The organism is Arcicella sp. GW822-FHT02H01 (genome assembly GCF_058802005.1).
Map to the genome: position 1 here is coordinate 2,366,459 of NZ_JBXANT010000001.1, position 23,646 is coordinate 2,390,104.

General features: G+C 35.1%; 23 protein-coding genes and 5 tRNA genes. 9 read left to right on the plus strand and 19 right to left on the minus strand.

Annotated elements, in window-relative coordinates:
* Positions 1–23: 23 nt before the first annotated feature.
* Positions 24–4,742 (plus strand): hypothetical protein, encoded by a 4,719-nt coding sequence (locus tag AC1RNE_RS10150; protein WP_492800871.1) that lies wholly within the window; start codon positions 24–26, stop codon positions 4,740–4,742.
* Between the two features lie 83 nt (positions 4,743–4,825).
* Here AC1RNE_RS10150 and AC1RNE_RS10155 read toward each other — a convergent pair whose 3' ends face one another.
* The gene (locus tag AC1RNE_RS10155) at positions 4,826–5,044 is read right to left on the minus strand and encodes a hypothetical protein (RefSeq protein WP_309915034.1); all 219 of its coding nucleotides are present in this window, start codon (positions 5,042–5,044) and stop codon (positions 4,826–4,828) included.
* Between the two features lie 206 nt (positions 5,045–5,250).
* On the opposite strand from AC1RNE_RS10155, the gene AC1RNE_RS10160 reads away from it, so the two are divergent.
* The 7 genes from AC1RNE_RS10160 to AC1RNE_RS10190 all read left to right on the plus strand — a co-directional run bounded on the left by AC1RNE_RS10160 (position 5,251) and on the right by AC1RNE_RS10190 (position 10,972).
* The gene (locus AC1RNE_RS10160; RefSeq protein ID WP_492803627.1) at positions 5,251–6,654 is read left to right on the plus strand and encodes a BatD family protein; all 1,404 of its coding nucleotides are present in this window, start codon (positions 5,251–5,253) and stop codon (positions 6,652–6,654) included.
* 57 nt (positions 6,655–6,711) lie between these two features.
* Positions 6,712–7,821 (plus strand): chorismate synthase, encoded by a 1,110-nt coding sequence (aroC, locus tag AC1RNE_RS10165; RefSeq protein ID WP_492800872.1) that lies wholly within the window; start codon positions 6,712–6,714, stop codon positions 7,819–7,821.
* 5 nt (positions 7,822–7,826) lie between these two features.
* A complete protein-coding gene (locus AC1RNE_RS10170) occupies positions 7,827–8,267 on the plus strand; it encodes a nucleoside deaminase (RefSeq protein WP_492800873.1) in 441 nt (146 codons plus the stop codon).
* Between the two features lie 87 nt (positions 8,268–8,354).
* On the plus strand, positions 8,355–8,963 hold the full coding sequence (locus tag AC1RNE_RS10175) for a superoxide dismutase (protein ID WP_492800874.1): 609 nt from the start codon (positions 8,355–8,357) through the stop codon (positions 8,961–8,963).
* Between the two features lie 97 nt (positions 8,964–9,060).
* Positions 9,061–9,136, plus strand: a tRNA-His gene (locus AC1RNE_RS10180).
* A 53-nt stretch (positions 9,137–9,189) separates the two neighbouring features.
* Complete coding sequence (locus AC1RNE_RS10185; RefSeq protein ID WP_492800875.1) at positions 9,190–9,873, plus strand: carotenoid biosynthesis protein; 684 nt, start codon at positions 9,190–9,192, stop codon at positions 9,871–9,873.
* A 220-nt stretch (positions 9,874–10,093) separates the two neighbouring features.
* A complete protein-coding gene (locus AC1RNE_RS10190; RefSeq protein WP_492800876.1) occupies positions 10,094–10,972 on the plus strand; it encodes a MerR family transcriptional regulator in 879 nt (292 codons plus the stop codon).
* A gap of 187 nt (positions 10,973–11,159) precedes the next feature.
* On the opposite strand, the gene nusG is transcribed toward AC1RNE_RS10190, so the two are convergent.
* The 10 genes from nusG to AC1RNE_RS10240 all read right to left on the minus strand — a co-directional run bounded on the left by nusG (position 11,160) and on the right by AC1RNE_RS10240 (position 17,079).
* Positions 11,160–11,711 (minus strand): transcription termination/antitermination protein NusG, encoded by a 552-nt coding sequence (nusG, locus tag AC1RNE_RS10195; protein ID WP_184129484.1) that lies wholly within the window; start codon positions 11,709–11,711, stop codon positions 11,160–11,162.
* Positions 11,712–11,811: 100 nt separating this feature from the next.
* Complete coding sequence (secE, locus tag AC1RNE_RS10200; RefSeq protein ID WP_309915010.1) at positions 11,812–11,997, minus strand: preprotein translocase subunit SecE; 186 nt, start codon at positions 11,995–11,997, stop codon at positions 11,812–11,814.
* A 160-nt stretch (positions 11,998–12,157) separates the two neighbouring features.
* A tRNA-Trp gene (locus tag AC1RNE_RS10205) sits at positions 12,158–12,228 on the minus strand.
* A 121-nt stretch (positions 12,229–12,349) separates the two neighbouring features.
* On the minus strand, positions 12,350–13,537 hold the full coding sequence (tuf, locus tag AC1RNE_RS10210; RefSeq protein ID WP_323248964.1) for an elongation factor Tu: 1,188 nt from the start codon (positions 13,535–13,537) through the stop codon (positions 12,350–12,352).
* Between the two features lie 160 nt (positions 13,538–13,697).
* A tRNA-Thr gene (locus AC1RNE_RS10215) sits at positions 13,698–13,769 on the minus strand.
* 113 nt (positions 13,770–13,882) lie between these two features.
* Positions 13,883–13,955, minus strand: a tRNA-Gly gene (locus AC1RNE_RS10220).
* Positions 13,956–14,028: 73 nt separating this feature from the next.
* Positions 14,029–14,111: transfer RNA gene (locus tag AC1RNE_RS10225), tRNA-Tyr, on the minus strand.
* Between the two features lie 227 nt (positions 14,112–14,338).
* Positions 14,339–15,547, minus strand: a complete 1,209-nt coding sequence (locus AC1RNE_RS10230) for an outer membrane beta-barrel protein (protein WP_492800877.1) — start codon at positions 15,545–15,547, stop codon at positions 14,339–14,341.
* A gap of 159 nt (positions 15,548–15,706) precedes the next feature.
* The gene (locus AC1RNE_RS10235) at positions 15,707–16,504 is read right to left on the minus strand and encodes a hypothetical protein (protein ID WP_492800878.1); all 798 of its coding nucleotides are present in this window, start codon (positions 16,502–16,504) and stop codon (positions 15,707–15,709) included.
* Between the two features lie 26 nt (positions 16,505–16,530).
* Positions 16,531–17,079: an RNA polymerase sigma factor gene (locus AC1RNE_RS10240; protein WP_407654651.1), complete on the minus strand. Its 549-nt coding sequence runs from the start codon at positions 17,077–17,079 to the stop codon at positions 16,531–16,533.
* 205 nt (positions 17,080–17,284) lie between these two features.
* On the opposite strand from AC1RNE_RS10240, the gene murI reads away from it, so the two are divergent.
* Entirely contained in the window at positions 17,285–18,091 is an 807-nt protein-coding gene (gene murI, locus AC1RNE_RS10245; protein ID WP_492800879.1) for a glutamate racemase, read from the plus strand.
* A 37-nt stretch (positions 18,092–18,128) separates the two neighbouring features.
* On the opposite strand, the gene AC1RNE_RS10250 is transcribed toward murI, so the two are convergent.
* From AC1RNE_RS10250 to AC1RNE_RS10285, 8 genes are all read right to left on the minus strand, one after another.
* The gene (locus tag AC1RNE_RS10250; RefSeq protein ID WP_492800880.1) at positions 18,129–18,398 is read right to left on the minus strand and encodes a hypothetical protein; all 270 of its coding nucleotides are present in this window, start codon (positions 18,396–18,398) and stop codon (positions 18,129–18,131) included.
* Between the two features lie 21 nt (positions 18,399–18,419).
* Positions 18,420–18,956: a DUF420 domain-containing protein gene (locus AC1RNE_RS10255; RefSeq protein WP_492800881.1), complete on the minus strand. Its 537-nt coding sequence runs from the start codon at positions 18,954–18,956 to the stop codon at positions 18,420–18,422.
* Between the two features lie 25 nt (positions 18,957–18,981).
* Positions 18,982–19,707, minus strand: coding sequence for an SCO family protein (locus tag AC1RNE_RS10260; protein ID WP_492800882.1), 726 nt, complete (start codon positions 19,705–19,707; stop codon positions 18,982–18,984).
* Between the two features lie 101 nt (positions 19,708–19,808).
* Positions 19,809–20,126, minus strand: coding sequence for a cytochrome C oxidase subunit IV family protein (locus AC1RNE_RS10265; RefSeq protein WP_492800883.1), 318 nt, complete (start codon positions 20,124–20,126; stop codon positions 19,809–19,811).
* Positions 20,127–20,153: 27 nt separating this feature from the next.
* Positions 20,154–20,912, minus strand: a complete 759-nt coding sequence (locus tag AC1RNE_RS10270) for a cytochrome c oxidase subunit 3 (protein WP_492800884.1) — start codon at positions 20,910–20,912, stop codon at positions 20,154–20,156.
* Between the two features lie 53 nt (positions 20,913–20,965).
* Positions 20,966–21,559: a cytochrome c oxidase subunit 3 gene (locus tag AC1RNE_RS10275; protein ID WP_492800885.1), complete on the minus strand. Its 594-nt coding sequence runs from the start codon at positions 21,557–21,559 to the stop codon at positions 20,966–20,968.
* A 31-nt stretch (positions 21,560–21,590) separates the two neighbouring features.
* Positions 21,591–22,478: a heme o synthase gene (gene cyoE, locus AC1RNE_RS10280; RefSeq protein ID WP_323248944.1), complete on the minus strand. Its 888-nt coding sequence runs from the start codon at positions 22,476–22,478 to the stop codon at positions 21,591–21,593.
* Positions 22,479–22,516: 38 nt separating this feature from the next.
* Positions 22,517–23,500 carry a COX15/CtaA family protein gene (locus AC1RNE_RS10285; protein WP_492800886.1) on the minus strand — a complete coding sequence of 328 codons (984 nt, stop codon included), beginning with the start codon at positions 23,498–23,500 and terminating at the stop codon, positions 22,517–22,519.
* Positions 23,501–23,646 lie beyond the last annotated feature (146 nt).

A 23,646-nucleotide genomic window follows, 5' to 3' on the forward strand; every position in this document is an offset into this window, starting at 1 on the left:
TTTCTTTGAAGCTAACTCCTACAATGATGACAATAAAACGCTTTTATTTAATTTTTGGACTTATTTTATCTTGCTTTACGGCCTACACACAAGCCTTAAAGCTCTCTGAAAAGCCCGAAGAATTTTTAGCAGATGCCAAAAATGTTTTAATGGCTTCTGGAAATCCTCAGGCAAACTATATCATACAAAATCTAGAGAAAAACTGGAATTCTGGTACGTTGTCAGAAACACAGAAAGTAGCGTTGGCAAAAACTGCCAGTTTTATGCTAAAAAAGGGCTACAAATCGCCTCAGTTTATTCCATTTTTTGATGCTACTAACCTTGGTCTTTCAAGTGGGGTACTCTCACAAGCCAGTTTTGATAATTATTTAAATACCTTACAAAAATCTGTAGAAACAGGAGATGTAAAAACTACTACAAAATACATTGATGTCTGTCGACTATTTTTCAAAAACAATAGTCTTTACTTTACTAATTTCAACCGTTTATATGCTTATAACGGTACGGTAAGTTTTAAATATAACGACCAGAAGACAGAGGTTTTTAAAACTGAAAAAGTAGCTACTCCAACGACCAATACTACTACCCCCGAACCTGCCAAGAAAGCCGATTGGGGCGATTGGGATACACCAGCTCCTGCTAATAACGGTAGTGCAACTCCCCCTCCATTAGACGAACCAGTCGCTCAATTCTTAAACCCTGGACCTAGCATTGAATTCAATGCCATTAATCTGGCGATAGTTACTGCGAACGATTCAGCTATTTTGGTCAATACCAAAGCATTTTTAGATGTAAAAGAAGGCGTTTTGATAGGCAGTGGTGGCAAGTTCTCTTGGGAAACTGTTGGTGTGCCAGAAATATTTGTCAACCTAGATAATTACAGCATGGCTATCAGAAACCCTAAGCTTAATGCTGACTTGGCAACACTAAACTATCCTGAAAAATTAACCAGTCCTATCAAAGGGATTTTTGAGTTTCAGAGCAGGAAGAGAATCAAGAACTCCTCCGCTATTTACCCAAGGTTTATGTCACTACACAATGATGTGACCTTAAAAAACAGTAATGATATTGCCTATACGGGTGGGTTTACGATTGTCGGCACGAAAATATCCAGTGCCTCTGTGCAGTCAAAATATGCGACTATCTTAGTCAAAAAAGATGGTAAAACAGCCTTTAAGGTTATCAGTAAAAGATTCGACATCAGCGATTCTTTAATTACTTCTCCCTCGGCCATTTTTACTGGATATTTTGCGTCTCAGGATTCTCTTTATCATCCCTCTGTCAAACTTAATTACAATCGTCAATTACAATATTTACGCCTTAATAAGGTAGACGAAGGTGGTTTCAGAGAATCTTCTTATTCAGACAGCTATCATAAATTAGACATTACCTCAGATGTAATGCGTTGGAATCTGAAAGATAAGAAAATGGATTTTATGATTGTTACGGCAAAGAACATCGTTCCTGCTTTGTTTGAATCTTACGATTATTTCAATCCTGAACGTTTTGCTAAAATATCTGCTAATTATAGTTTCAATCCATTGTTAGTAGTTTCCAATTATATTAAGAAAAACAATTTGCAAGCTACCACCCTTAGCGAGCTTGCCGTTGCCTACAAAAAAGATGCAGCAGCCCTGAAACCTGTGTTTTTGGAAATGATGCAAAAAGGATATTTTGACTATGACCCTGATGTAGAAAGGCTTAAGATTTCGAGAAAAGGGCAACATTATCTGGCGGTTTTTACGGCTAAAAAAGATTATGACAACTTTTTGATTCCATCTTTCTATGCATCAAGTTCTAAAGATTCTACTGCCAATGCGTCCTTGGATTTGAATAACAATCAATTAATTATTAGAGGGGTAAAGCAATTCTATCTTTCAGATTCGCTGAATGTTTACATGGCTCCTTACGACAATATCATTAAGGTAAACAAAGACCGTAACTTTGGGATTAGTGGCGAGCTTAAAACAGGAAATTTCAGGTTTAGAGGCAGGGATTTATCCTTTAATTACAATGAGTTTAGTGTGAAGTTGGATAAGATAGATTCAATCACCTTTATCCCACAAAAAGAATTAGCTAAAAAAGGACACACAGAAATTGGGGGAGATTTAAAGTATGAAGCAGGGGTAATTTACATCAACAAACCTGATAATAAGTCTGGTCGACAAAGAATGTTAGAGTATCCTCGTCTAGTTGTTCCTACGGGCGTAACTGCCTACTTCGACCACCCTTGGAGAGTGAATGGTATTTATAACCAAAAAATATACTTCAAAGTACCAAGCATCGACTTTGATAGTTTGAATATCAAAGACATCAATTTTGTGGGTACTTTTTATTCAGATGGCATTTTCCCGCCTTTCAAAGAAACCCTTATTTCAATGCCTGATAATACGTTGGGCTTTAGTCACAAGGTGCCTGAGGGAAAATACAATTTATACAATAGTAAAACCTTTGTAAAATTCAGCTCAAATTTATTGATGGACAGCAAAGGCTTGCATACTGAAGGAGAAATAAACCACCTTACGGCACAAATCAAAGCGAAAGAAGCCTTGTTTACACCTGATTCTGTTACTGCTACGGGTACGACGGGTATTATTAATGAAGGAGAAGTTGGCAAGGCATACTTTACTAAAGTAGCCATCAATAACTTTAAATTAAAATGGCAACCTAAGGTAGATAGTATGCTGATTGAAACGCAGAAAAACACCTTTGACTTTTATGCAGGAAGCTCTAAGTTAGAAGGTAAACTCTTGGTTCGTCAGACTGGTTTGTTTGGTTTTGGGAAAGTAAAAAGACTAGACTCTGAAATCGGTTCAAATAATTTCAAATTCGGCAAAGGTGTCTTTACCGCTGAACTTGCTGATTTATTTGTAGGGAACAACCTGAGTGTAGCAAAACCTGCTCTTCTTGGTAAAAAGATGAACATCAATTTTAATATTCAAACGGGTTTGGTGAGTATCAAAACCCCTACTAACCTAAAATTGGAAGATTCTACTAGCTTGTATTTCCCTTATACTGCCTATCAGACCTCTATCAATAGTGCCGAATGGGATATTAATAAGAAACTAATAACGATGAAGGGGGATGTACGAAATACTACTTTCTCGTCAATGGAGCCAAGCCAAGAAGGACTGTCATTTAATGGTTCAGAGGCATTGTATAACATCGAAAAACAATCGTTGAATATCAATGGGGTTCCTTTTATTAAATCTGCTGATGCTAAAATTATTCCAGATAAAGGAGCCGTATTTGTCAGTAAAGATGCGGAAATGAAAGATTTCCATCAGGCAAAAATCGTCTTGGATACCATCAACTCTTATCATCGTTTAGTGAACGGAAATATTAAGATTTTATCAAGATTCAAATTTGAAGGTGATGCAATCTACCGATACGTCAATTCAGCGGGCGATAGCCTAAATATCAAGATGGGCAACTTTGATTTCAAAGAAGTAGTGCTAGACAATCGTAAGAAAACCAAGGGATATATTACTACTGCCAAAGCGAATATCGAGCAAAGTAATAAGTTTTACCTTTCGCCTAAATTGATTTACCGCGGAGAAATCAGCATGATTTCAAATGACAAGAACCTTACTTTAAATGGCTTTGTGCGTCCTGATACTAAAAACAAAAAGTATGAGACCAACTGGATAGTGTATAAAGGTAATAGCCGCGATAGTGTAAATATTGATGTACAACCTACTTTACTAGGTGAAGGCAATACTCCATTGTTTGCAGGACTACATTTCAGAACAGCTTCAAGTGGTTTATATTCTACCTTCTTATCGAACAAAGAAGATGCTAAAGACGAAGATATTTTTGTAGCCAAAGGAGCATTCAGAGATATTGCCAAAACAACACGTTTTGAAATTGGTGCCGACGATAAAGCTCAATCTTATGAAGCCAATCGTTATATTTTTGATGATGCTAAAAAGACGCTGAAACTCGAAGGGTCATTTAATTTCTTTAACCCTAATACTTTATTACAGACGTCGGGCTTTGCTGAAATGAGGGTGGATAGTGGAAAATATAAGTTCGACCAGATGTTGGTAATTAATTTCCCAATGCCTGCGGAAGTACTTAAAGCCATGGCTGACAAGATTGTAAAAATAAATTTAGAGTCTCGTGATAATGTTAGTGCCGACGACCCTGATGATAAAGAACATTACTTATCGAAACTCGCTAATATTTTGGGTGGAAAAACCGTAGCTTCTTTTGAAAGACGTGTAAAAAATGAACACGTACCTCTTTATTCAATTTCGTCTAAACTGAATACGACGATGGTTATTTCAAAAGCTAATTTGCGATATTCAGACCAACACGCTTCTTTTTATAGTGTTGGCAAATTGGCTATTGCCAATATTGGAGGAACAGATATTAATGCCGAGATTGAAGGGATGCTTGAAATCAAAAAAACCAATGAGGGGGACGAGTTCTATCTTTATTTAGAACCTTCAGAAGATGTTTGGTATTTTATGGGTTACTTAAAAAATGAGATGGGTGTCATTTCATCTGATGGTGAATTTAATAATGCTGTTGCCGCAAAATCGAAAGGAGTTAAAAAAGGAAGTGGTAAAAATGCGTATGCATTCTTAGGCGTTGGTGCTGAGGAAAAAATTGCTTTTTCAGAGAGATTCGTGGATAACTATAGAACCAGAGTAGAAAAGGGCAAGAAAATAGTTAATAAAAAAGACGAAAAGCCTAAAGTTGAGAAGAAGAAAGAAGAAGCGAAAGAAGGTTTCTAATAAAACTAAAGCCCTGCTAATTTAAAATTAACAGGGCTTTCTTAATCTTTTTTTGGTGTCTAGAATTCGGTGTTTAGGAAACTTTACTGAGCCAATACATTCATTTTTCGACGTAGTCTGTTAAAACATTTTTCGATAACTTGATTGTATATTTTCCCAAATTTATCATAACACCATGCTTGCAACTCACTTACTTCATCAGATAATAGTGTCTTGATTGCTTTTTTTAATTCTTTCTCGAATAACTTTGCATCAAAACTAACTTTTTCCAAAATAACTTTGACATAGTTTAAGGTAATCATAGCTTTTAAATGGATTTAATAAAGTAACAATACAAAACAAATCTCTATCAAATTTATCATACAAGCACCTGAAAATCAAGTGTTTTAGTAAAAATAAATGATATTTTTTTTATATCATTAATGTATTAATTTTTTGAACGTTTATTTAGACAACGGTGAAACAAAAAAAATATTATATAATTATTTCAATATTTTTTTATTCTTTAGTGTGCTTCCTTTCTAAGGGTCAGGATAATGATGTATCATTGGTAATAGGAGAAAAAAATATTTCTATGAATGATCCGTTTGTGCTTACCGTAGTAGTTAAATATACTGGCGAAGCCCAAGTACCGACCTGCAAATTTCCCGACTTACCCAATTTTACAAAAAAAGGTTTTTCAAAATCAACCTCACATTCTTTTGTAAATGGACAAGCAATTTCTACTTGTAATATCACCCAAAACTATTCTCCACAAAAAATAGGTACGCTTAAAGTCCCTTCTTTTAAAGTAAATGTCAATGAGCTCAATATAAAAGCAGATGGTTTTACGGTGAAGGTAAAAAAAGCGAGCCAAGAGCAACCTAACCCTGAAAAAAAAGATATTTCAGTAGGCAATGAAGACTTTACTGATTTTATCGAAGGCACTCAATCGGAGATAAAAGATGCTAAAAATGATGCTTTTTTAACACTCAGCACGAATAAAAGTAGTCTTTTCGTTGGCGAAGGCTTCACTGTTACCTTAGCTTTTTATGTGGCTGATAATAACGGAACTGAAATGGAATTTGATAATAATAATATTCAAATTCCCGAAATTACTAAAAAATTAAAACCTGAAAATTGTTGGGAAGAAAGTTTTGGTATCACAGAAACGCAAGAAGGACAGTTGGTTTTAAACGGTAAAACTTATACACAATACAAATTTTATCAAGCTACTTTTTATCCATTAAATAACAAAGAAATCATTTTCCCCTCGGTCAGTCTAAGGTTAATAAAATACACGATGGGTAAAAATGGGGAAAAAATACCCGAGGCAATTACTTTTAAAACCAAAGTCTTAGCCATAAAAACGAAGGATTTGCCTAACCATCCTCTTAAGCAGGAAGTGTCGGTGGGAGATTTTTCATTAAAAGAAGTCATCAATAAAAATAGTATTAATACAGGAAAGTCGGTTCAGTATCGCATTCAGATTACGGGGGATGGTTATAACATCAAACTACCCGAAATGAAGAATGACAACATTTTTGACTTTTTCCCTCCAGAAATAAATTCTAGTGCTTATCCAGAAAATGGAAAAGTTGTTAGCACAAAAACCTTTACTTTTCTGATAATTCCAAAACAGGCTGGTAACTTTGCACTCGATAAGTATTTTAAATGGGTATATTTTAATACTAAAACCGAGAAATATGATACTTTAAAATCAAAACTTCGACTAAAGGTAAGTGGACCAACGATTAAAACAGCCGATGCTCCTTTAACAGTAGTGTCAGTTTACGATGGTTTGAAAGATAAAGATTCGTCTGATGCACCGAATAATTTCGGTAAATTTTTAAAAGACGAAGCCAATATTCTTATCACCATTATGTTGATAGGAATGGTGTATATTTTATTACCCAATAAAAAGCGGAAATAAGTTAAGAGCAATCAAAAAATGAAGTAACCAGTTGTCGTTATTTCTTATATCACTCACATGAGCAGTACATACGGTAAATTATTCAAGATTAGTACATTTGGCGAGTCGCACGGAACAGCAGTTGGCGTAATTGTAGATGGATGTCCGGCGGGAATTGATTTCGATACGGCTTTCATTCAAAGCGAATTAGATCGTCGTAAACCAGGGCAATCGAGAATTACTACTCAACGCCGTGAAGCCGATGAATTTCAAGTATTATCTGGCATTTTTGAAGGTAAAACTACAGGCACACCCATAGCCATGATGGTATTGAACGGCGACCAACGTTCAAAAGATTATTCACACATCGCACAACAGTTTCGCCCGTCCCACGCGGATTATACTTATACAGCCAAATATGGTAATCGCGATTATCGTGGTGGTGGTCGTAGCTCTGCCCGTGAAACCGTTGCAAGAGTAGCAGCAGGTGCTTTGGCAAAATTGGTTTTAAACCAAATCGGCGTTGATATTAAATCTTATGTTTCGCAAGTAGGGAAATTAAAGTTATCGACACCTTATCAACAACTGGATTTGAATCTGGCTGAAGAAAACGCCGTTCGTTGTCCAGACCCAGTCATCGCGCAACAAATGTTTGATTTGATTGATGAAACCCGTAAAAAAGGAGATTCAATTGGTGGCGTAGTAAACTGTGTAATTACGGGTACTCCCGTTGGTTTAGGCGAGCCTGTTTTTGATAAACTTCATGCAGAACTAGGCAAAGCGATGCTAAGTATCAATGCCGTAAAAGGTTTTGAATATGGTAGTGGTTTTGAAGGCGTAGAGATGTATGGTTCCGAACATAATGATGAAATGTTTTTGGATGAACAGAACCGAGTGAAAACCAAAACAAATTATTCAGGCGGTGTTCAAGGCGGTATCTCTAACGGTGAAGATATTTATTTTAGAGTAGCCTTCAAACCTGTTGCTACGATTATGCAAGACCAAGACAGCGTAGATGCTGATGGCAATGCAGTAGTGGTGTCAGGTAAAGGTCGCCATGACCCTTGCGTCGTGCCTCGTGCAGTACCGATTGTTGAAGCAATGGCAGCCTTGGTATTGGTAGATTTTTATTTAAGAAATAGAGCTACCCATAAAGTTGCTGAAAATATTTCATCTGATATTGCTTAGCAAATATGTATTTTTCTGACGAATACTTTATGAGAATTGCTTTACAACAAGCAGAAATAGCCTTTGATGAAGGGGAAATTCCTGTGGGTGCCATTATAGTTTGTCAGAATCAAGTGATTGCCAAAGCTTATAATCAAACAGAGAAATTAAATGATGTAACGGCGCATGCAGAAATGTTAGCCATCACGGCTGCTGCACAAACTTTAGGCTCAAAATATCTAAAGAATTGTACGTTATATGTCACTTTAGAACCATGTGTAATGTGTGGTGGTGCGATTTTTTGGTCTCAACTGAGTAGAATTGTATGGGGTGCTTCAGATGATAGACGAGGCTTCAAAAAATTAGATGCTTCTATTATTCATCCTAAATCAACCATTTCATTTGGTGTTTTACAAGAAGACTCTATGCTCTTATTGAAGAGATTTTTTTCCCAATTAAGAACTTAATTACAATTTTGATAGTTTTTGAAACAACATGAGTAGAGAGTTCTCTCTAACTCCTTAACTATAATAATTAAATAACTCCTTAAAAAAATGGCATTCGTATTAGACCCTTTACCTTATGCAAATGATGCTTTAGAGCCTCATTTTGATGCGTTGACAATGGAAATTCACCATGATCGTCACCATAACACTTATGTTACTAACCTAAATGGTGCTGTAGCTGGTACTGAATTAGAAGGAAAATCAATTGAAGAATTGGTTTCTGAAGTAAGCAAGTACTCTCCTGCAATTCGTAACAACGGTGGAGGCCACTGGAACCATACATTTTTCTGGAATATCCTTTCTCCAAATGGTGGTGGTGCACCAGTAGGTACTTTAGCGGAAGCTATTACTACAAAATTTGGTTCATTTGAAGCTTTCAAAGACGAATTCAAAAAAGCAGGTTTAACAAGATTTGGTTCAGGTTGGGCATGGTTAGTAGTTACTGCTAATGGTTTAGCGATATCTTCAACACCTAATCAAGATAATCCATTAATGGATGTTGCTGAGATAAAAGGTACTCCTATCATCGGTCTAGATGTTTGGGAACACGCATATTATTTGAAATTCCAAAACAAACGTCCTGATTATATCGATTCTTTCTGGAATTTGGTAGATTGGGAAGGTGCTGAAAGCCGTTATAAAGCTGCTAAAGCTTAATTAGTTAGCTACAAATAACAATTTTTTTGAAGAAAATCTTTCAAAAAAATTGTTATTTGTCAATTCAACAACTACCTTTGCAGTCCCAATACAACACGGAGGTTGTAGCTCAGTCGGTTAGAGCATCGGTTTGTGGTTCCGAGGGTCGTGGGTTCGAGCCCCATCTTCCTCCCTAGGTCTTGTCAATGCGACAAGACCTTTTTTTTTAGGCAATTCTTAATCACTAATGAATCTTTCAACCATCCAAACCTTACTCAATACGCGCTATCGTAAAATAACTTTTACAATATTGTCATTGATGTATCTTGTCGGATTTATCGGTTTAATGATTCCAGTCACCCGAGAATATTTCAAATTTTTATCACCTTTCAACCTTTGGATTTCATTTATCCTTTTACTTTTTTTTCATCAAGACTTTCAGTTAAAATTTATTCTTTTTGCTATCATTACTTTTCTGATAGGCTTTTTTATTGAAGTATTGGGCGTACATACAGGTATTATTTTCGGGCAATATCATTATGGCAAAACATTGGGGATTCAACTATTTGACGTGCCACTCGTAATTGGTGCCAATTGGTTTATTTTAGTGTATAGTTCGGGGCATATTATTCAAAAGCAATTCAAAGGTTTAAGCCCATCCTTTGGGCATAATGTTCTACTAGCTATCATAGCCGCTACGCTGATGGTCTGCTTAGATGTAATGATTGAACCCGTAGCTATTCGTTTAGATTTTTGGCATTGGGACTTAAACAAAATACCCCTTCAGAATTATATTGGCTGGTTCATTACCTCATTTGGATTACAATATTATTTTATCAGTAGTAAATTCCTTAAAAACAATGCATTAGCACCCTTACTTTTTTGTTTACAATTTATCTTTTTTCTACTCCATACTATCTTTTCTACCTAGGCAACTTTAAATTTATTGTATAGTTTTGTAAACCTTTTTTTAAACAAGACGTTTATACCCTATACACAGTTATTTTTCACAGAGATTCGATTATATCACATCGTTTACACTATTCATACTTTAGCTAGAAAATACAACATCATTGAATGCCAATGGTATTTTAAGCAATGTAACTTTAAATTTTTATGATAGTGAATTATCAAGCCATTTGGCCAACAATATGAGCATTTATTCTATAAAAGACCTTGAGCAATTATCTGGAATTAAAGCTCATACCCTTAGAATTTGGGAACAGCGGTATGAAATTCTAAAACCAGACAGAACAGATACTAACATTAGGACTTATGATGACAAAGATCTTAAGTTGGTTCTGAATATTGCGCTATTGAAGGCACATGGTCATAAAATTTCTGAGATTTCAAAAATGGCTTCCAATGAGCTGTCGAAAGAAGTATTGTTGATTTCAGAGAAACAATTGAGCTATCCAGAACAGATTCATGCCCTGACAATCTCTATGCTTGATTTGGACGAAGAAAGGTTTGAAAAAATTATCAGTACTAATACGCTTCAATTTGGCTTTGAAAACATGATGATTAACATCATCTTTCCCTTTTTAAGCAGAATTGGCACCTTATGGGTTACGGGCTCAGTTAATCCTGCACAAGAACATTTTATTTCTAATTTAATCCGTCAAAAGCTTATCGTTGCGATTGATGGACAATTGCCTTCGCTAAGAATTGGAGCAAAAAAATACTTACTTTTTTTACCTGAAGGGGAAATGCATGAAATTAGTTTATTATTTGGTAACTACATCATTCGTTCGCGACACAACAAAGTAATTTACCTTGGTCAAAGTTTACCTTTTAATGAGCTTATTTTTGCTCATAAAGTTCACAAACCAGATTATCTATTAACAGTAATAACATCTGTGCCTGCCCAAGAAGAGGTTCAGAAATATGTGTACCAATTAGCAAAAGAATTTCCTGATTCAAGGATATTATTATCAGGTCAGCAGGTAGTAGCACAAGATATTATTTGTCCAGATAATGTAGATATTTTACCTCAGATTCATTACCTAGCAGCAATAGCTTCGGAATAGTGCTTTTAAAAGGTGTTTACAGCCTTTTTATAGTAAAAACGACCGACAGTATTATCATTTACCAAACAACCTCGACAATATACCAAAATTGGCAATTGTCGAGGTTGTTTTATTTCTTACGTTCAGCTTAAACAAAAAGAGGAATATCTATCGTAGATATTCCTCTTTTTGTTTAAGCTGAATTTGATTATTTTTCTACTTGAGAATAGTTCAATTCAACTGGAGTATTACGGCCAAATATTTTAACCATAACATTCAATTTTTTCTTATCATCAAAGATTTCTTCTACTGAGCCTTCGAATCCTGAGAATGGTCCATCGATAACTTTAATAGTTTCGCCTTTAGAGAACGACGTTGGTGCTAATTCTTCAACAGCCACAGCCTCATCCATTTTACCTAAAATACGTTTTATTTCGCCAGCACGCAATGGAATAGGTGTTTTTGATGTCTTACCATCATTCCAGCTTAAAAAGCCAATAACACCCGGCATTGATGTAATTAAGTGGGCTACTTCACCATATTTAATATCTGCTTCAACAAAAATATATCCAGCAAACAAAGTTTTCTCGCGTACGGTTTTTTTACCGTTACGCATTTCAAATATTTTCTCTGTTGGAATAATTATCTGTGGAATATAATCCTGAAGACTTTGTCTCGCAATTTCATTTTCGAGATAAGTCCTTATTTTCTTTTCTTGCCCTGAAACTGCCCTCAGAACGTACCAATTAGTCTCTGCCATTGTATGAGTATAAATTTCGGTTTGCCATGATAGATTTTGAATTGATGTAACATCTCAACAGATTTATCGCTAAATCCGCATTCCGAAACTTCAATTAAAATTATTGATAGAAATACTCTAATCCAGACTTGAAAAGAAAGTCAATCATACCAACCACCAATGCAAAAATTAAAGATGCCACTAATACAAGTGTTGAACTTGCCTGTAATTCTGAAAATTTAGGCCATGTTACATTTTCTGTAACTTCTGTCCAAGACTCTTTAACAAGTTGTTGTAATTTGTTCATGGTTTCTATTGTTCGTAATTAAGCTAATAATTTATGTTATTTATAAGGCAAAAATATGGTGCTTATAAACTTTTAAGTTCCAATATTTTAGGCTTTAAATTTAGTACATTTTAAACAATGTAAGTAAAATTAAAATCTAAAACTTGGAACTTAAACTAAGCACGGGAACAAGGATTCGAACCCTGATCAAGGGTGTTGGAGACCCGCATTCTACCATTGAACTATTCCCGTGTAAATCGACTGCAAAGATAGTTGTTTATCCTAAACTTGCAAAAAAAATACTGACAAATTTATTCTAAAAAAAGAGAGCGTTACATATTTGCAACGCTCTCAATCTATTTTTAGCTAAAAATTAGTCTAAAATTTCAGTTACCTGACCAGCACCTACTGTACGTCCACCCTCACGGATAGCGAAACGAAGACCTTTGTCCATCGCTACTTTGTTCAATAAAGTTACTGAGATAGTTAAGTTATCACCAGGCATACACATTTCTACTCCTTCTGGCAACATGATTTCTCCTGTTACGTCAGTTGTACGGAAATAGAACTGTGGACGATATTTGTTAAAGAAAGGAGTGTGACGACCACCTTCTTCTTTAGACAAGATATAAACCTCAGCTTTGAATTTAGTGTGAGGCTTCACAGAACCTGGCTTACAAATAACCATACCACGACGGATAGATTCTTTGTCAATACCACGTAATAATAAACCTACGTTATCACCAGCTTCACCACGGTCAAGGATTTTACGGAACATCTCAACACCAGTTACAACTGATTTCAAGCCTTCAGCACCCATACCTAAGATATCTACTGCTTCACCTGAGTTGATGATACCAGTTTCGATACGACCAGTAGCAACAGTACCACGACCTGTGATCGAGAATACGTCTTCAACTGGCATCAAGAAAGGCTTATCAACATCACGCTTAGGAAGTGGAATCCAGCTATCAACAGCATCCATTAATGCATCGATAGTAGCAACCCATTTCGGCTCGCCATTCAAACCACCTAAAGCAGAACCTTGGATTACTGGAATGTTATCTCCATCAAATTCATAGAATGATAACAATTCACGGATTTCCATTTCTACTAATTCTAACAATTCTGGATCATCAACCATATCCACTTTGTTCATGAATACAACCAATTGAGGTACACCTACTTGGCGAGACAACAAGATGTGTTCACGAGTTTGTGGCATTGGACCATCAGTTGCAGCAACTACGATGATAGCACCATCCATTTGAGCAGCACCAGTTACCATGTTTTTCACGTAATCGGCGTGACCTGGACAGTCAACGTGTGCATAGTGACGGTTAGCTGTTGAATATTCTACGTGAGCAGTATTGATAGTGATACCACGCTCTTTTTCTTCAGGAGCCGAGTCAATTGATGAGAAATCTTTTTTCTCAGCAAGTCCTTTTTCTGACAACACTTTCGTGATTGCAGCAGTCAATGTAGTTTTACCGTGGTCAACGTGACCGATTGTACCAATGTTTACGTGGGGCTTACTACGGTCAAAATTCTCTTTTGCCATGATATTTAGTTCTTAATTAGTTTTATTTAAATAATTGTTTGATACTTTTTACATTTGAAAACTTGAGGATTTGAATATTTGAAAACATTTTAACTTATTCTGTAAAAACAACAAAATAACTTTCAAATCTTCAAATTAAAACAATCTTCAAATTGATTCGAGCCTTTGAGCAGAATCGGACTGCCGACCTCTTCCTTACCAAGGAAGTGCTCTACCACTGAGCTACAAAGGCATTTTCGGAAACCCAACCCTTAGAAATTATAAGAGGTTAATTGTTAATCGTTTTTAGCTAAACTAATAACTATTAACTAATTAACAACTAACCACTTACTATTGTTCCATCTGAGCGGGAGACGGGGCTCGAACCCGCCACCTATAGCTTGGAAGGCTATCGCTCTACCAAATGAGCTACTCCCGCTTACTCTTAAATAGTGAAGATGATTGAGTATTGAATTTTAAACGTTTATTTAAATATTCACTCATTCAAATCGTGGGGGCGGATGGATTCGAACCACCGAAGGAATACTCCAGCAGAGTTACAGTCTGCCCCATTTGGCCACTCTGGTACACCCCCATTTTCTCTACTTTTGAACTGCTTACGTTTAGCGTTCTGGTGAAAGAGTGTGCAAAGGTAAGTTTATTTTTTATTTTGTCAAACGTTAAATAAAAAAAATTTCACTTTTTTTTCGCAAAAAAATCTAATTCATTGATAATTCGACAGTTACAAAATTGGCATTTATTGAATATTTTTGATTTAAAATATCCAATAAATGCCAAGCTCAATGAATTATAATCTTTAACTTATAGTCTTATTCCGAAACTTACTCCACTTATGCCAGGACCTCTGCCATCTTGATACAATTTGTTTAAATCATAGTTTACAAACAAATCAGGGAAATTTTTCAATCCTAATTCAAAAGCCAAACCATAACGAAGATTATTCAAATAAAAGCTACTATGGTTCCATTGCTTAGCTCCGCTATCTTCTTCTTTCGTTTTTGTATAGCTATCTATTCTATAACCCACATATCCACCAGCAGCAATGTAAGTAACTACGCTATTCTTTCTGAAAGCCACATAGGGCATTATCGGAATGTTGATATTAGCAACCGTTAGTTTATTTCTTGAAAGTGGAATCACATTACCAGCAGCATCTTTATAGTTGGCAAACTCTACGTTGTTCGCTCCTTTTACTAAGTAATTATTGTTTTCGAACATATAGTTGTTCCATGATACTTCAAGACCATAGCTTATCTTCAAAGCCGCTTTTGTGCCTTTACTAATCATACCGCTTCTTGTCCAGCCAAAGCCAAAGTATCTTGAACCGAACGGACTTAATTCAAAGTCTTTCGAGTTATATATTCCCGAGACACTTCCAGTGTTAGCAAAGCTATTGAAGCCAAAATAAATATTAAATCCTGAGCGACTACTAAAGCCTTGTTCTCTTCTACTAACTTTGGCCGTATCTTTCAATATTACTTTTACTTCATCATTACCATCTTTCACAACTACGCCGTTCCAGCTAACATGAACTTCTTCATTGCCATCTTTTACATGTACTCCACCCAATCCAATTTTCACATTAGAACCACTATTACCATTGGATACGTTTCTATTGGATGATTGGCTCGAGCTAGTATTACTATTTCTTACAGTATCATCTGTTTTACCATTAATCGCCACATTGATACTCTTATTGTTTTGTACAATTACCAATACCGTATCTTTGCTCAATTCGCTATTCACTACTCTACGGATTCCTTTCCATGTTTCATCATCAAGGTTCATCCCGTTCTTTTGAAACAATTCCTGTAAATCTTCTTTTAAAGACCTATTCGGATTTTTACTATTTAGTAATGTTTGATTACGCTTATCGATATTTATTACGGTTGAATCCTTTTCGTTCGAGTTAGCCAAACTTTTAAAACTTGTTATCGAGATAACAAAAAATGATACGATTATTGAAAAAGTAATTTTGCTCATCACTCTCTTCATTTGGTACGTTTCCATGGCGATTTTATTTATTGTTTAGGTTTTTTAGAGATTTCTTTCCCCTTAATTCTATCCCCCGCATGCCTTGGTTTTGAATTAAATTAGTAGTTATTCTAAAAATTTGTTGTTTGTATTTAAGATGCAATTGACTAAGTTCGGGTTGCATCAATTATTTTTTTATTTTTCTGTTTCTTCTCCTTTTGTCAGTGCATTCTCTATCTTAGCATCTGCTTTAGCCAAAAGCTTTTGTGGATTAAACCCAACCTCTTTCCAATCTACATTTTCACCATTTTTAGCTCTTTTCAACTGTTGCCAGATTCTATTAAACTTGCTAGGTTTTCTATTAGCACTTTCGTCCAATGTCGTAGTTTCCGCAACCGCTTCAGCTTGTGTTTCTATCAGGTTCAACACTATTGTTTCTTTCTCTACTTCCTTATTCACTTTAGGCGTATTATCTACTACTAAAACAATTGTGCTAGGCGCTATCTCAGGTTTTGGTATTTGTATTGGTGCTATGTTCTTAACCAATACTGGCTCATCCTTAGGGCTAATTAAATTTTTCTCAGCACTTGTCTTACCTGTTCTAATTGCCTTTTCTGTACTAGTATCTGTCACTATTTTTGTTCTAGACCTTTCTGCGGCATTGCTTGCTATTGAAATATTATCGTGAGCAATTGGCGAGGCTATATTTTTTGCTGTTTCACCCGTTTTCTTTTCAGTTGAAATTGTTTTTGTTGGGTTAGAAGCCATCTTGATAGCATCCAAATCTTTCGGTGCATTCATCCAATAAATGCCCGAAGCTAACAATAATGCTACCGAAGCAGCCGACGCATACCGCCACCATAAGGGAATCAGTTTGCTTTCTTGTTTATCTAGTTTTGCTTGTAGTTTTTCCCATGCAACAGTACGTGGCTGACGCTCGTATTGCTGTAGTCGTTCGGCGAAAAACTTATCGATATTTTCTTGACTTTTCATATAATTTTCGATTAATCAAAATCGAGTTAAATCGTTTGAACTACTGCATTTTGTAAAATTACTCTTGCTCTTGATAGTTGCGATTTTGAAGTACTTTCCGTAATTCCCAATTGTTCCGCAATTTCTGCATGAGAATACCCCTCTATCGCATACAAATTAAATACTGTTTTATAGCCTGTTGGCAACTTCTCAATCAACTTTAGTAAATCTTTTGTTTCAAGGTCTGTTCTAAATTGTTCTGGTTCGGGTTCGTAAAGAATTTGGTCATAACTTACTTCAAATTGGGCTTTTTTATTACTTCTCAGATACATCAATGATTCGTTCACCATTATTCGTCGTATCCATCCTTCAAAGCTTCCCTCCAATTTAAAACTATTAATTTTATCAAATACTTTCACAAAACCTTCAATCATTATTTCTTCCGCCTCAAACTCATCATGTACATACCTAAAGCATATCCCCAACATCTTTGGGGAATACTTCTCGTACACTCTTCGTTGGGCCTTTGGGTCGCCTTTTTGACAAGCTTTCACTAATGCCTCTTCAGTTTGAAATAAAGTAATCAGTTTCACGATATAAGGTTCTGGTTTAGCTTTTTTATAAATCTGCGGTTCAGAGCAATTTGTTTACTTAATTACTTTCAAGATGAAATATACTAATGAAAGGTTGCATGATAAATATTGAATATTCAAATTTGTAAACAATAATTGATTTTCTTTGCCAGATATTATTCATAAGTAGCTTATAGCCCACATTTTTTTTATTTTTAATCTTTTTCCTATGAATTCTTCTGCTGCGATAGGCATTTTTGATAGCGGTATTGGTGGTTTGACGGTGGCTCATGCCGTAACCAAGTTACTTCCTAACGAAAATATTATTTACTTCGGCGACACAGCACATTTACCTTATGGCGATAAATCTGCGGCAGCCATTCAGGCTTATTCTATCAAAATTTGTAATGTTTTATTGCAGCAAAAATGTAAAATCATTTTAATTGCCTGCAATTCAGCTTCAGCCGCTGCTTATGAACTGGTAAAAGAATATGTTGGTAGCAAGGCTAAGGTAATGAATGTAATTGACCCCGTCGTTAATTATTTATCAGAAAATTATGCTGGAAAAACGATTGGCTTGATTGGCACTAAACAAACGGTTAATTCTAATATTTATAGAAAAAAAACTGATGCCCTAGAAAAAGATATTATGCTAAAATCATTGGCTACGCCTTTGCTAGCCCCTATGATTGAAGAAGGTTTTTTTAACAACAATATTTCTGAAAGTATTATTCAGGAATACCTAAAAAATGAAGAATTAGCTGATATCGAAGCCTTAATTTTGGGTTGTACGCACTATCCTTTAATCAAAAAACAGATTGAGCATTATTATAAAGATTCTGTAACCGTGCTCGATACCTCTGAAATCGTTGCTAAATCTGTTGAAGAGTTTTTATCTACTAACCATGCTTTGAATGGCTTAAATGCATACATTAAACATTTTTATGTTTCAGATTATACACAATCGTTTGAAACATCCACTAAAATATTTTTCGGTGAGCAAATCCGCTTAGAATATTATCCTCTTTGGGAATAAAAAATGGTTTCAGAATGTATTCTGAAACCATTTTTTATTAACTAAAAGCTTTTTTTAATCGTTGTCTCAAAATAGTTTGAGGTGACATATTCTTCTTTGAACTCTTCCACCATAAATAACCGACTACTGCTACTAATAAATACGGAGCTACAAGCAAGTATAAAATAGCAAAGTTTAAGTTGGATGCTATTTGGCTTCTACCATTTGAAACGGTGCTTTCTACGGTCATTCTGCACATAGCACATTGTGCTAAACTCATTGATACCGAAACCAACAATATAACTGAAGTTAAAACGAATTTTTTCATAAGTTTTTTCTGAAATAACGATTACTTGTAATACGGTGAAATCATTAGGTAAACTATCACACCTGTTACTGAAACATATAACCACATCGGAAAGGTAAATTTCACAATCTTTCTATGCAATTCAATCTGATTGCTCAAAGCATAATACATTGCTCTAAGAACAAACCATACCACACTAATAGATAAACCAATATGCGAAAGCAAAAAGAAATAATATACAGGTCTAATAAATCCTTCACCTCCAAAAGATGTAGAAGGATTAGATATATGATATAAAATATATAAAATCAAAAACAAAGAACCTTGTATAAACGACAAAGTCATCATTTTTCGATGCCATTTTATATTGTTATTTTTAATAAAAATATAGCCAATAATTAATGTAACTGATGTGGTTGTATTAAGTATACCAATCAAATGTGGTAATATTTTTGTCCATTCACCTAAATTAATTTTTGTTCTTACACCAATAAGCAGTGCAACTGCTACAGGAATAGCAATTGACAAAATACTAACTAGCTTCTCATTCTTGTCGTTTTTTTCTACCACTAAACTCATTGTATTATAGATTTTCTAATTCAACTCAGCTATTTGTTTCGTATATTTTTAATAGTACTCTCATTTCTAAAATCAGGCGATCTACATCTTTCTTATCAGTACCATCATAGAACCCTCTGATATGCCCTTCTTTATCTACCAATATTAACTTTTCAGAATGAATAAATGTTTCATCAGGACTTTTGATGGCTTTATCGTATTCTGAAGCATCTGCTACTGGAATAAAATAACCTTTGACAGCCAACGGATATATCACTTTTTTTTCACCTGTCAAAAAGTGCCATTTCCCCTTGATAGCATCATATTCTTGGGCATATTTTTTTAACTTTTCTGGTTCATCATGTGCAGGGTCAACTGAAATCGAAACAAAATTCACTTCCTCATTTTGTGAAAACGTATCTTGTACTCTAGTAAGTTGAGTTGACATTTTAGGGCAAATAGAAGTACATCTAGTAAAGAAAAAATCTGCTACATATATTTTCCCTTTTAGGCTTTCACTTGAAAAAGCTGTTCCATTTTCATCTATCAATTGCCAAGTAGGTATCGTATGAAAAACAGTATCCATTTCTGGCTGATTCCAACGTGGATTCGGATTCTTCTTCAACATTACATTGCCTGTGGTAGAATCCGTCAAAGGAATCATATAGGGCAATTCATAATGGTTTTCCCCAAAACCCTTTAAATATAAAAAAATTAAAGCTGGAACAACTAACGCAGTGATTAGGATTCCAGCTTTCATAGACTTTTGCATGATTGTTTTCTTTAATCATTCTCAATGTTTAGGGTTGAGTCAACCTAAAACATAAGTGGATAATCACTTTTTCAAGCGATTATCCACCATAATTTGTTATATCAATAAAGGTGACCACCTTCGTAAATCAACGCTGTTAATAACCACGCTACAAATACTACGGGTATTAAAATCGCCCAGATAAGGGTTTTTACTTCATGCTTTAAGTGCATAAATTCACCTACAATGTAAAATGCTTTAACAATTGTCATTCCAGCAAAGATAGCAACTCTTAAATGGTTAGCTGGCATTGTAAATGCAATTACGAACTCAATTGCTGTTAGGATTAAAAGAATCCAAAATGTTTTCCAGATTGCCGCCGTTTGTGGAGGTGGTATTACTTTTTCATCTGTATGAGATGAATGAACATGTGATGCCATTATATTATTAGATTAACAGTTATCGAATTATACCAGATAGAAGAATGTAAATACAAACACCCAAACTAAATCTACAAAGTGCCAGTAAAGACCTACTTTTTCTACCATTTCGTAATGTCCACGACGTTCGTATAAACCTGTTGCTGTATTAAAGAAAATCAAGATATTTAAAATAACACCTGAAAATACGTGTGTTCCGTGGAATCCAGTAATAAAGAAAAATAAATCTGCGAATGCAGGAGGACCATAAGGGTTACGTGTTAGGTTAGCACCTTCGATAGGGTTGCCTAAAGCATCTTTAGCTGCTAAAGCTAAGTCAGCAGGGCCATGGATAAAGTGCGTCCATTCCCAAGCTTGTGAACCTAAGAAAGTAAAACCACCAAGGATTGTCCAAAGCATCCATTTCTCAACATCAGCACGGTCGCCACGGTGACCAGCTTCTACTGCTAATACCATTGTAACAGAACTAAAAATCAAAATAAATGTCATGATTCCCACAAATATTAACGGAGCTTCAACACCATGTAAAAATGGAACTGCTTCGAAAACTTTGTCTGGGATTGGCCAGTGCGTAGTAGAAAAGAAGAACTTTTCATGTGCACCAGTGTATGCTTGCTGACTAAAGCGAATCATACCATAAGTTACCAATAGGGCTGAGAAAGTGAACGTATCTGAAAGTAAGAAAAACCACATCATTAGTTTTCCGTAACTAGCTTTCAAAGGTTCTGAACCACCCGACCATGTCAATTTTTCAGGAACGGCAGTAGCAGCGTGTAATGCAGACATCTTTTATAATTTGGGGTTTATTAATTATTTAAAAGTTCGCTAATTTAAACAGATTAACGATTAAAATACAAGAAAAAGAATAAATACAACCATAGGATATCCAAAAAGTGCCAATAAGTAGCACATAATTGGATTCTAGTAAGGTTTTTTGATTCAGCAGTAAACTTGAATGATGAAATCAAAGATACTAGTAATACTATTAATCCAGAAAATACGTGTAAGCCGTGTAAACCTACTAAAACATATATCCATGAAGACGCTACATCGCTTCCAGCAAAATATAATTGACCCTTAATTAAATCAGAGAAACCAATTACTTGGGTTACTAAAAACGTCAACCCGAACACAAAAGTAATAGAAATTGCTGTTTTGAGTGTACTGAATTTATTTTTTTTTGCAGCACTTACTGCTAAAATCATCGAAATACTACTTACAAACAAAATAATAGTTGAATACCAAAAGATTTGAGGCAACTCAAACTCGTGCCATCTTCCTTCTGCTTTTCTTACTAAATAACCTGATGTCCAACCTGCAAACATCATCGTTATGGAAACTATCGCTAACCAAAGCATAAACTTCTTTGGGTTCATCGAGAGCGTTTCTTCGGGCTCTCCTAGCTTTATATTGGCTAAATGTTCTTGTGTCATTATTTATTTAACTATCAATTCTAAATCAAAATTATACCTTGTCCATCAAAAAAGCTATCTGCACAATTGGCAAATATATAAATGAGCCAAACATCATCATCAACGCGGCTTTATCTGTTGGTTTAGACATCAAATAGAATGTCTGAGATAAAAACAATACACCACATAACACGGCTACCATCGCAGAGTTAATGCCCGTCATGTGCAAAAGATAAGGAACAAATCCACAAGGCACTAAAAAGATGGTGTACATCATCATGGTTAAGGCCGTTCTTAAGTCTTTATGCCCATTATTAGGCAACATCTTAAAGCCTGCTCTTTGATAGTCTTCATCAGCTACCCAAGCAATAGCCCAGAAATGTGGAAACTGCCAAAAAAACTGAATGGCAAATAAAATACCTGGCTCTAAGCCAAAATGGTTGGTAGCTGCAACCCAACCAATCATCGGAGGGAAAGCCCCTGGAAAAGCACCTACAAATACAGAAATTGGCCCTACTCTTTTCAAAGGAGTATAAACAAAACCATACAACAAAAAGCTTAATAAGCCCAGTAAGCCTGCTTTGTAATTAAATTCTATAAATAGAATATAGCATGAAATAATGAGCAAAACGATACAAAACACAGTAGCTTCATTTACCGACAGTCTTCCTGTGGGCAAAGGTCTATTTTGTGTTCTTTTCATCAGCTTATCCAGTTCTTTTTCTTTAATCTGGTTGACAATATTGGCAGAACCAGTAATAAAAAAGCCTCCTAAGCTAATCGCTATTACTTTTTGCCAATCAATATGGTCAACAGCTAAAGAATATCCAAAGGCACCCGAAAAGGCTACTAAAGCCGACAATCTAAATTTTAATAACTCGTAATAAGCTTTTACTTTTAAAGCTATTCCTATTGGAATATTTTCTTCTTTTGAGATCATTTTACTAGCATGAATATCAAATATTCATTTTAATATAATTAATTCTTTACTACGCTTAGTTCAGTTCTTGCTTTGAAAACACGTTCTGAATTTGTTAACAAGTAAATGATAAATTGAATACCTAAAGACAATATCGCAAGCGTGAGGTGAATAGGCTGGATATAAGCTGGTACACCAAAATAAGCCATAATAACACCCGACAGCACTTCAATAATAACGATAACCAACAATGTTATCATGAATTTATAAATCAGTCCTTCTGTATTAATATTTTTCTTTAATAGCACAATTAAATACACATGCAATGCCAGAATAACCAATGAATATGAGCGGTGAATTATGAATGGTAAGCCCATTTGCTCAATCCATGTGTTTCTATCATAACCAAACAAAGGATTAGCAATTACTTTATCTATTGCCTCTCTTACTTGTGTTCCTAATAATACTTGTGAGGTTGAAACAACCAACGTTAAAATCAATAGACGATTTAAGGTTGATTTGTTTTCAATTTTCTCTACTTTAATCACCTCAGACCACGCTCTAGCAATGGCATACAACAATACAAATACTACTAAAACTGCCAATAACATGTGCAAAGTTACTACACCGGGCTTTAAAAATGAATCAACTACGTATTTTCCTAATGCTCCGTTGGCTCCTATCAAAACAACTCCTAAAAATGACAAATATACAATTACTCTATCTTTCTTGAAATAATAATAAATTGATGCTATAAATGCTGCAAATACTACTATCCCTGTAAATGCTCCGACTAATCTATTCGCATATTCAATCCATGTTTTTGTTGCATTAAATTCTACTTCACCATGCAACTTTTCGGCATAAATCTCTTGGTAGTTAGGGGGTAATTGGCTTACGTCTGTTGGTGGTACTAACATGCCAAAACATTTTGGCCAATCAGGACAACCCATTCCCGAACCGGTACTTCTCACAATTCCACCTGCCAACACTAACAGATAAATAGTAATGATGGTTAATATCCCTAATTTTCTAAAAAGCATTATTAGAATATTTATGACATTGATAAAACAAATTCATTCAACAGGCTTATTGTTTCAATTGAATGAATCTTCTAAAAAGAAAAATTGAGAATATGTTAATCTAAGGCTACCTAAATTAACACATTCTCAATCTTTAGAGGTTTTTT

Excerpts from the sequence above, each read along its gene's own strand:
- AC1RNE_RS10150 (WP_492800871.1), top strand. The coding sequence starts at position 24 with ATGATGACAATAAAACGCTTTTATTTAATTTTTGGACTTATTTTATCT.
- AC1RNE_RS10155 (WP_309915034.1), bottom strand. The coding sequence starts at position 5,044 with ATGATTACCTTAAACTATGTCAAAGTTATTTTGGAAAAAGTTAGTTTT.
- aroC (WP_492800872.1), top strand. The coding sequence starts at position 6,712 with ATGAGCAGTACATACGGTAAATTATTCAAGATTAGTACATTTGGCGAG.
- AC1RNE_RS10170 (WP_492800873.1), top strand. The coding sequence starts at position 7,827 with ATGTATTTTTCTGACGAATACTTTATGAGAATTGCTTTACAACAAGCA.
- AC1RNE_RS10175 (WP_492800874.1), top strand. The coding sequence starts at position 8,355 with ATGGCATTCGTATTAGACCCTTTACCTTATGCAAATGATGCTTTAGAG.
- AC1RNE_RS10185 (WP_492800875.1), top strand. The coding sequence starts at position 9,190 with ATGAATCTTTCAACCATCCAAACCTTACTCAATACGCGCTATCGTAAA.
- AC1RNE_RS10190 (WP_492800876.1), top strand. The coding sequence starts at position 10,094 with ATGAGCATTTATTCTATAAAAGACCTTGAGCAATTATCTGGAATTAAA.
- nusG (WP_184129484.1), bottom strand. The coding sequence starts at position 11,711 with ATGGCAGAGACTAATTGGTACGTTCTGAGGGCAGTTTCAGGGCAAGAA.
- secE (WP_309915010.1), bottom strand. The coding sequence starts at position 11,997 with ATGAACAAATTACAACAACTTGTTAAAGAGTCTTGGACAGAAGTTACA.
- tuf (WP_323248964.1), bottom strand. The coding sequence starts at position 13,537 with ATGGCAAAAGAGAATTTTGACCGTAGTAAGCCCCACGTAAACATTGGT.
- AC1RNE_RS10230 (WP_492800877.1), bottom strand. The coding sequence starts at position 15,547 with ATGGAAACGTACCAAATGAAGAGAGTGATGAGCAAAATTACTTTTTCA.
- AC1RNE_RS10235 (WP_492800878.1), bottom strand. The coding sequence starts at position 16,504 with ATGAAAAGTCAAGAAAATATCGATAAGTTTTTCGCCGAACGACTACAG.
- murI (WP_492800879.1), top strand. The coding sequence starts at position 17,285 with ATGAATTCTTCTGCTGCGATAGGCATTTTTGATAGCGGTATTGGTGGT.
- AC1RNE_RS10250 (WP_492800880.1), bottom strand. The coding sequence starts at position 18,398 with ATGAAAAAATTCGTTTTAACTTCAGTTATATTGTTGGTTTCGGTATCA.
- AC1RNE_RS10255 (WP_492800881.1), bottom strand. The coding sequence starts at position 18,956 with ATGAGTTTAGTGGTAGAAAAAAACGACAAGAATGAGAAGCTAGTTAGT.
- AC1RNE_RS10260 (WP_492800882.1), bottom strand. The coding sequence starts at position 19,707 with ATGCAAAAGTCTATGAAAGCTGGAATCCTAATCACTGCGTTAGTTGTT.
- AC1RNE_RS10265 (WP_492800883.1), bottom strand. The coding sequence starts at position 20,126 with ATGGCATCACATGTTCATTCATCTCATACAGATGAAAAAGTAATACCA.
- AC1RNE_RS10270 (WP_492800884.1), bottom strand. The coding sequence starts at position 20,912 with ATGTCTGCATTACACGCTGCTACTGCCGTTCCTGAAAAATTGACATGG.
- AC1RNE_RS10275 (WP_492800885.1), bottom strand. The coding sequence starts at position 21,559 with ATGACACAAGAACATTTAGCCAATATAAAGCTAGGAGAGCCCGAAGAA.
- cyoE (WP_323248944.1), bottom strand. The coding sequence starts at position 22,478 with ATGATCTCAAAAGAAGAAAATATTCCAATAGGAATAGCTTTAAAAGTA.
- AC1RNE_RS10285 (WP_492800886.1), bottom strand. The coding sequence starts at position 23,500 with ATGCTTTTTAGAAAATTAGGGATATTAACCATCATTACTATTTATCTG.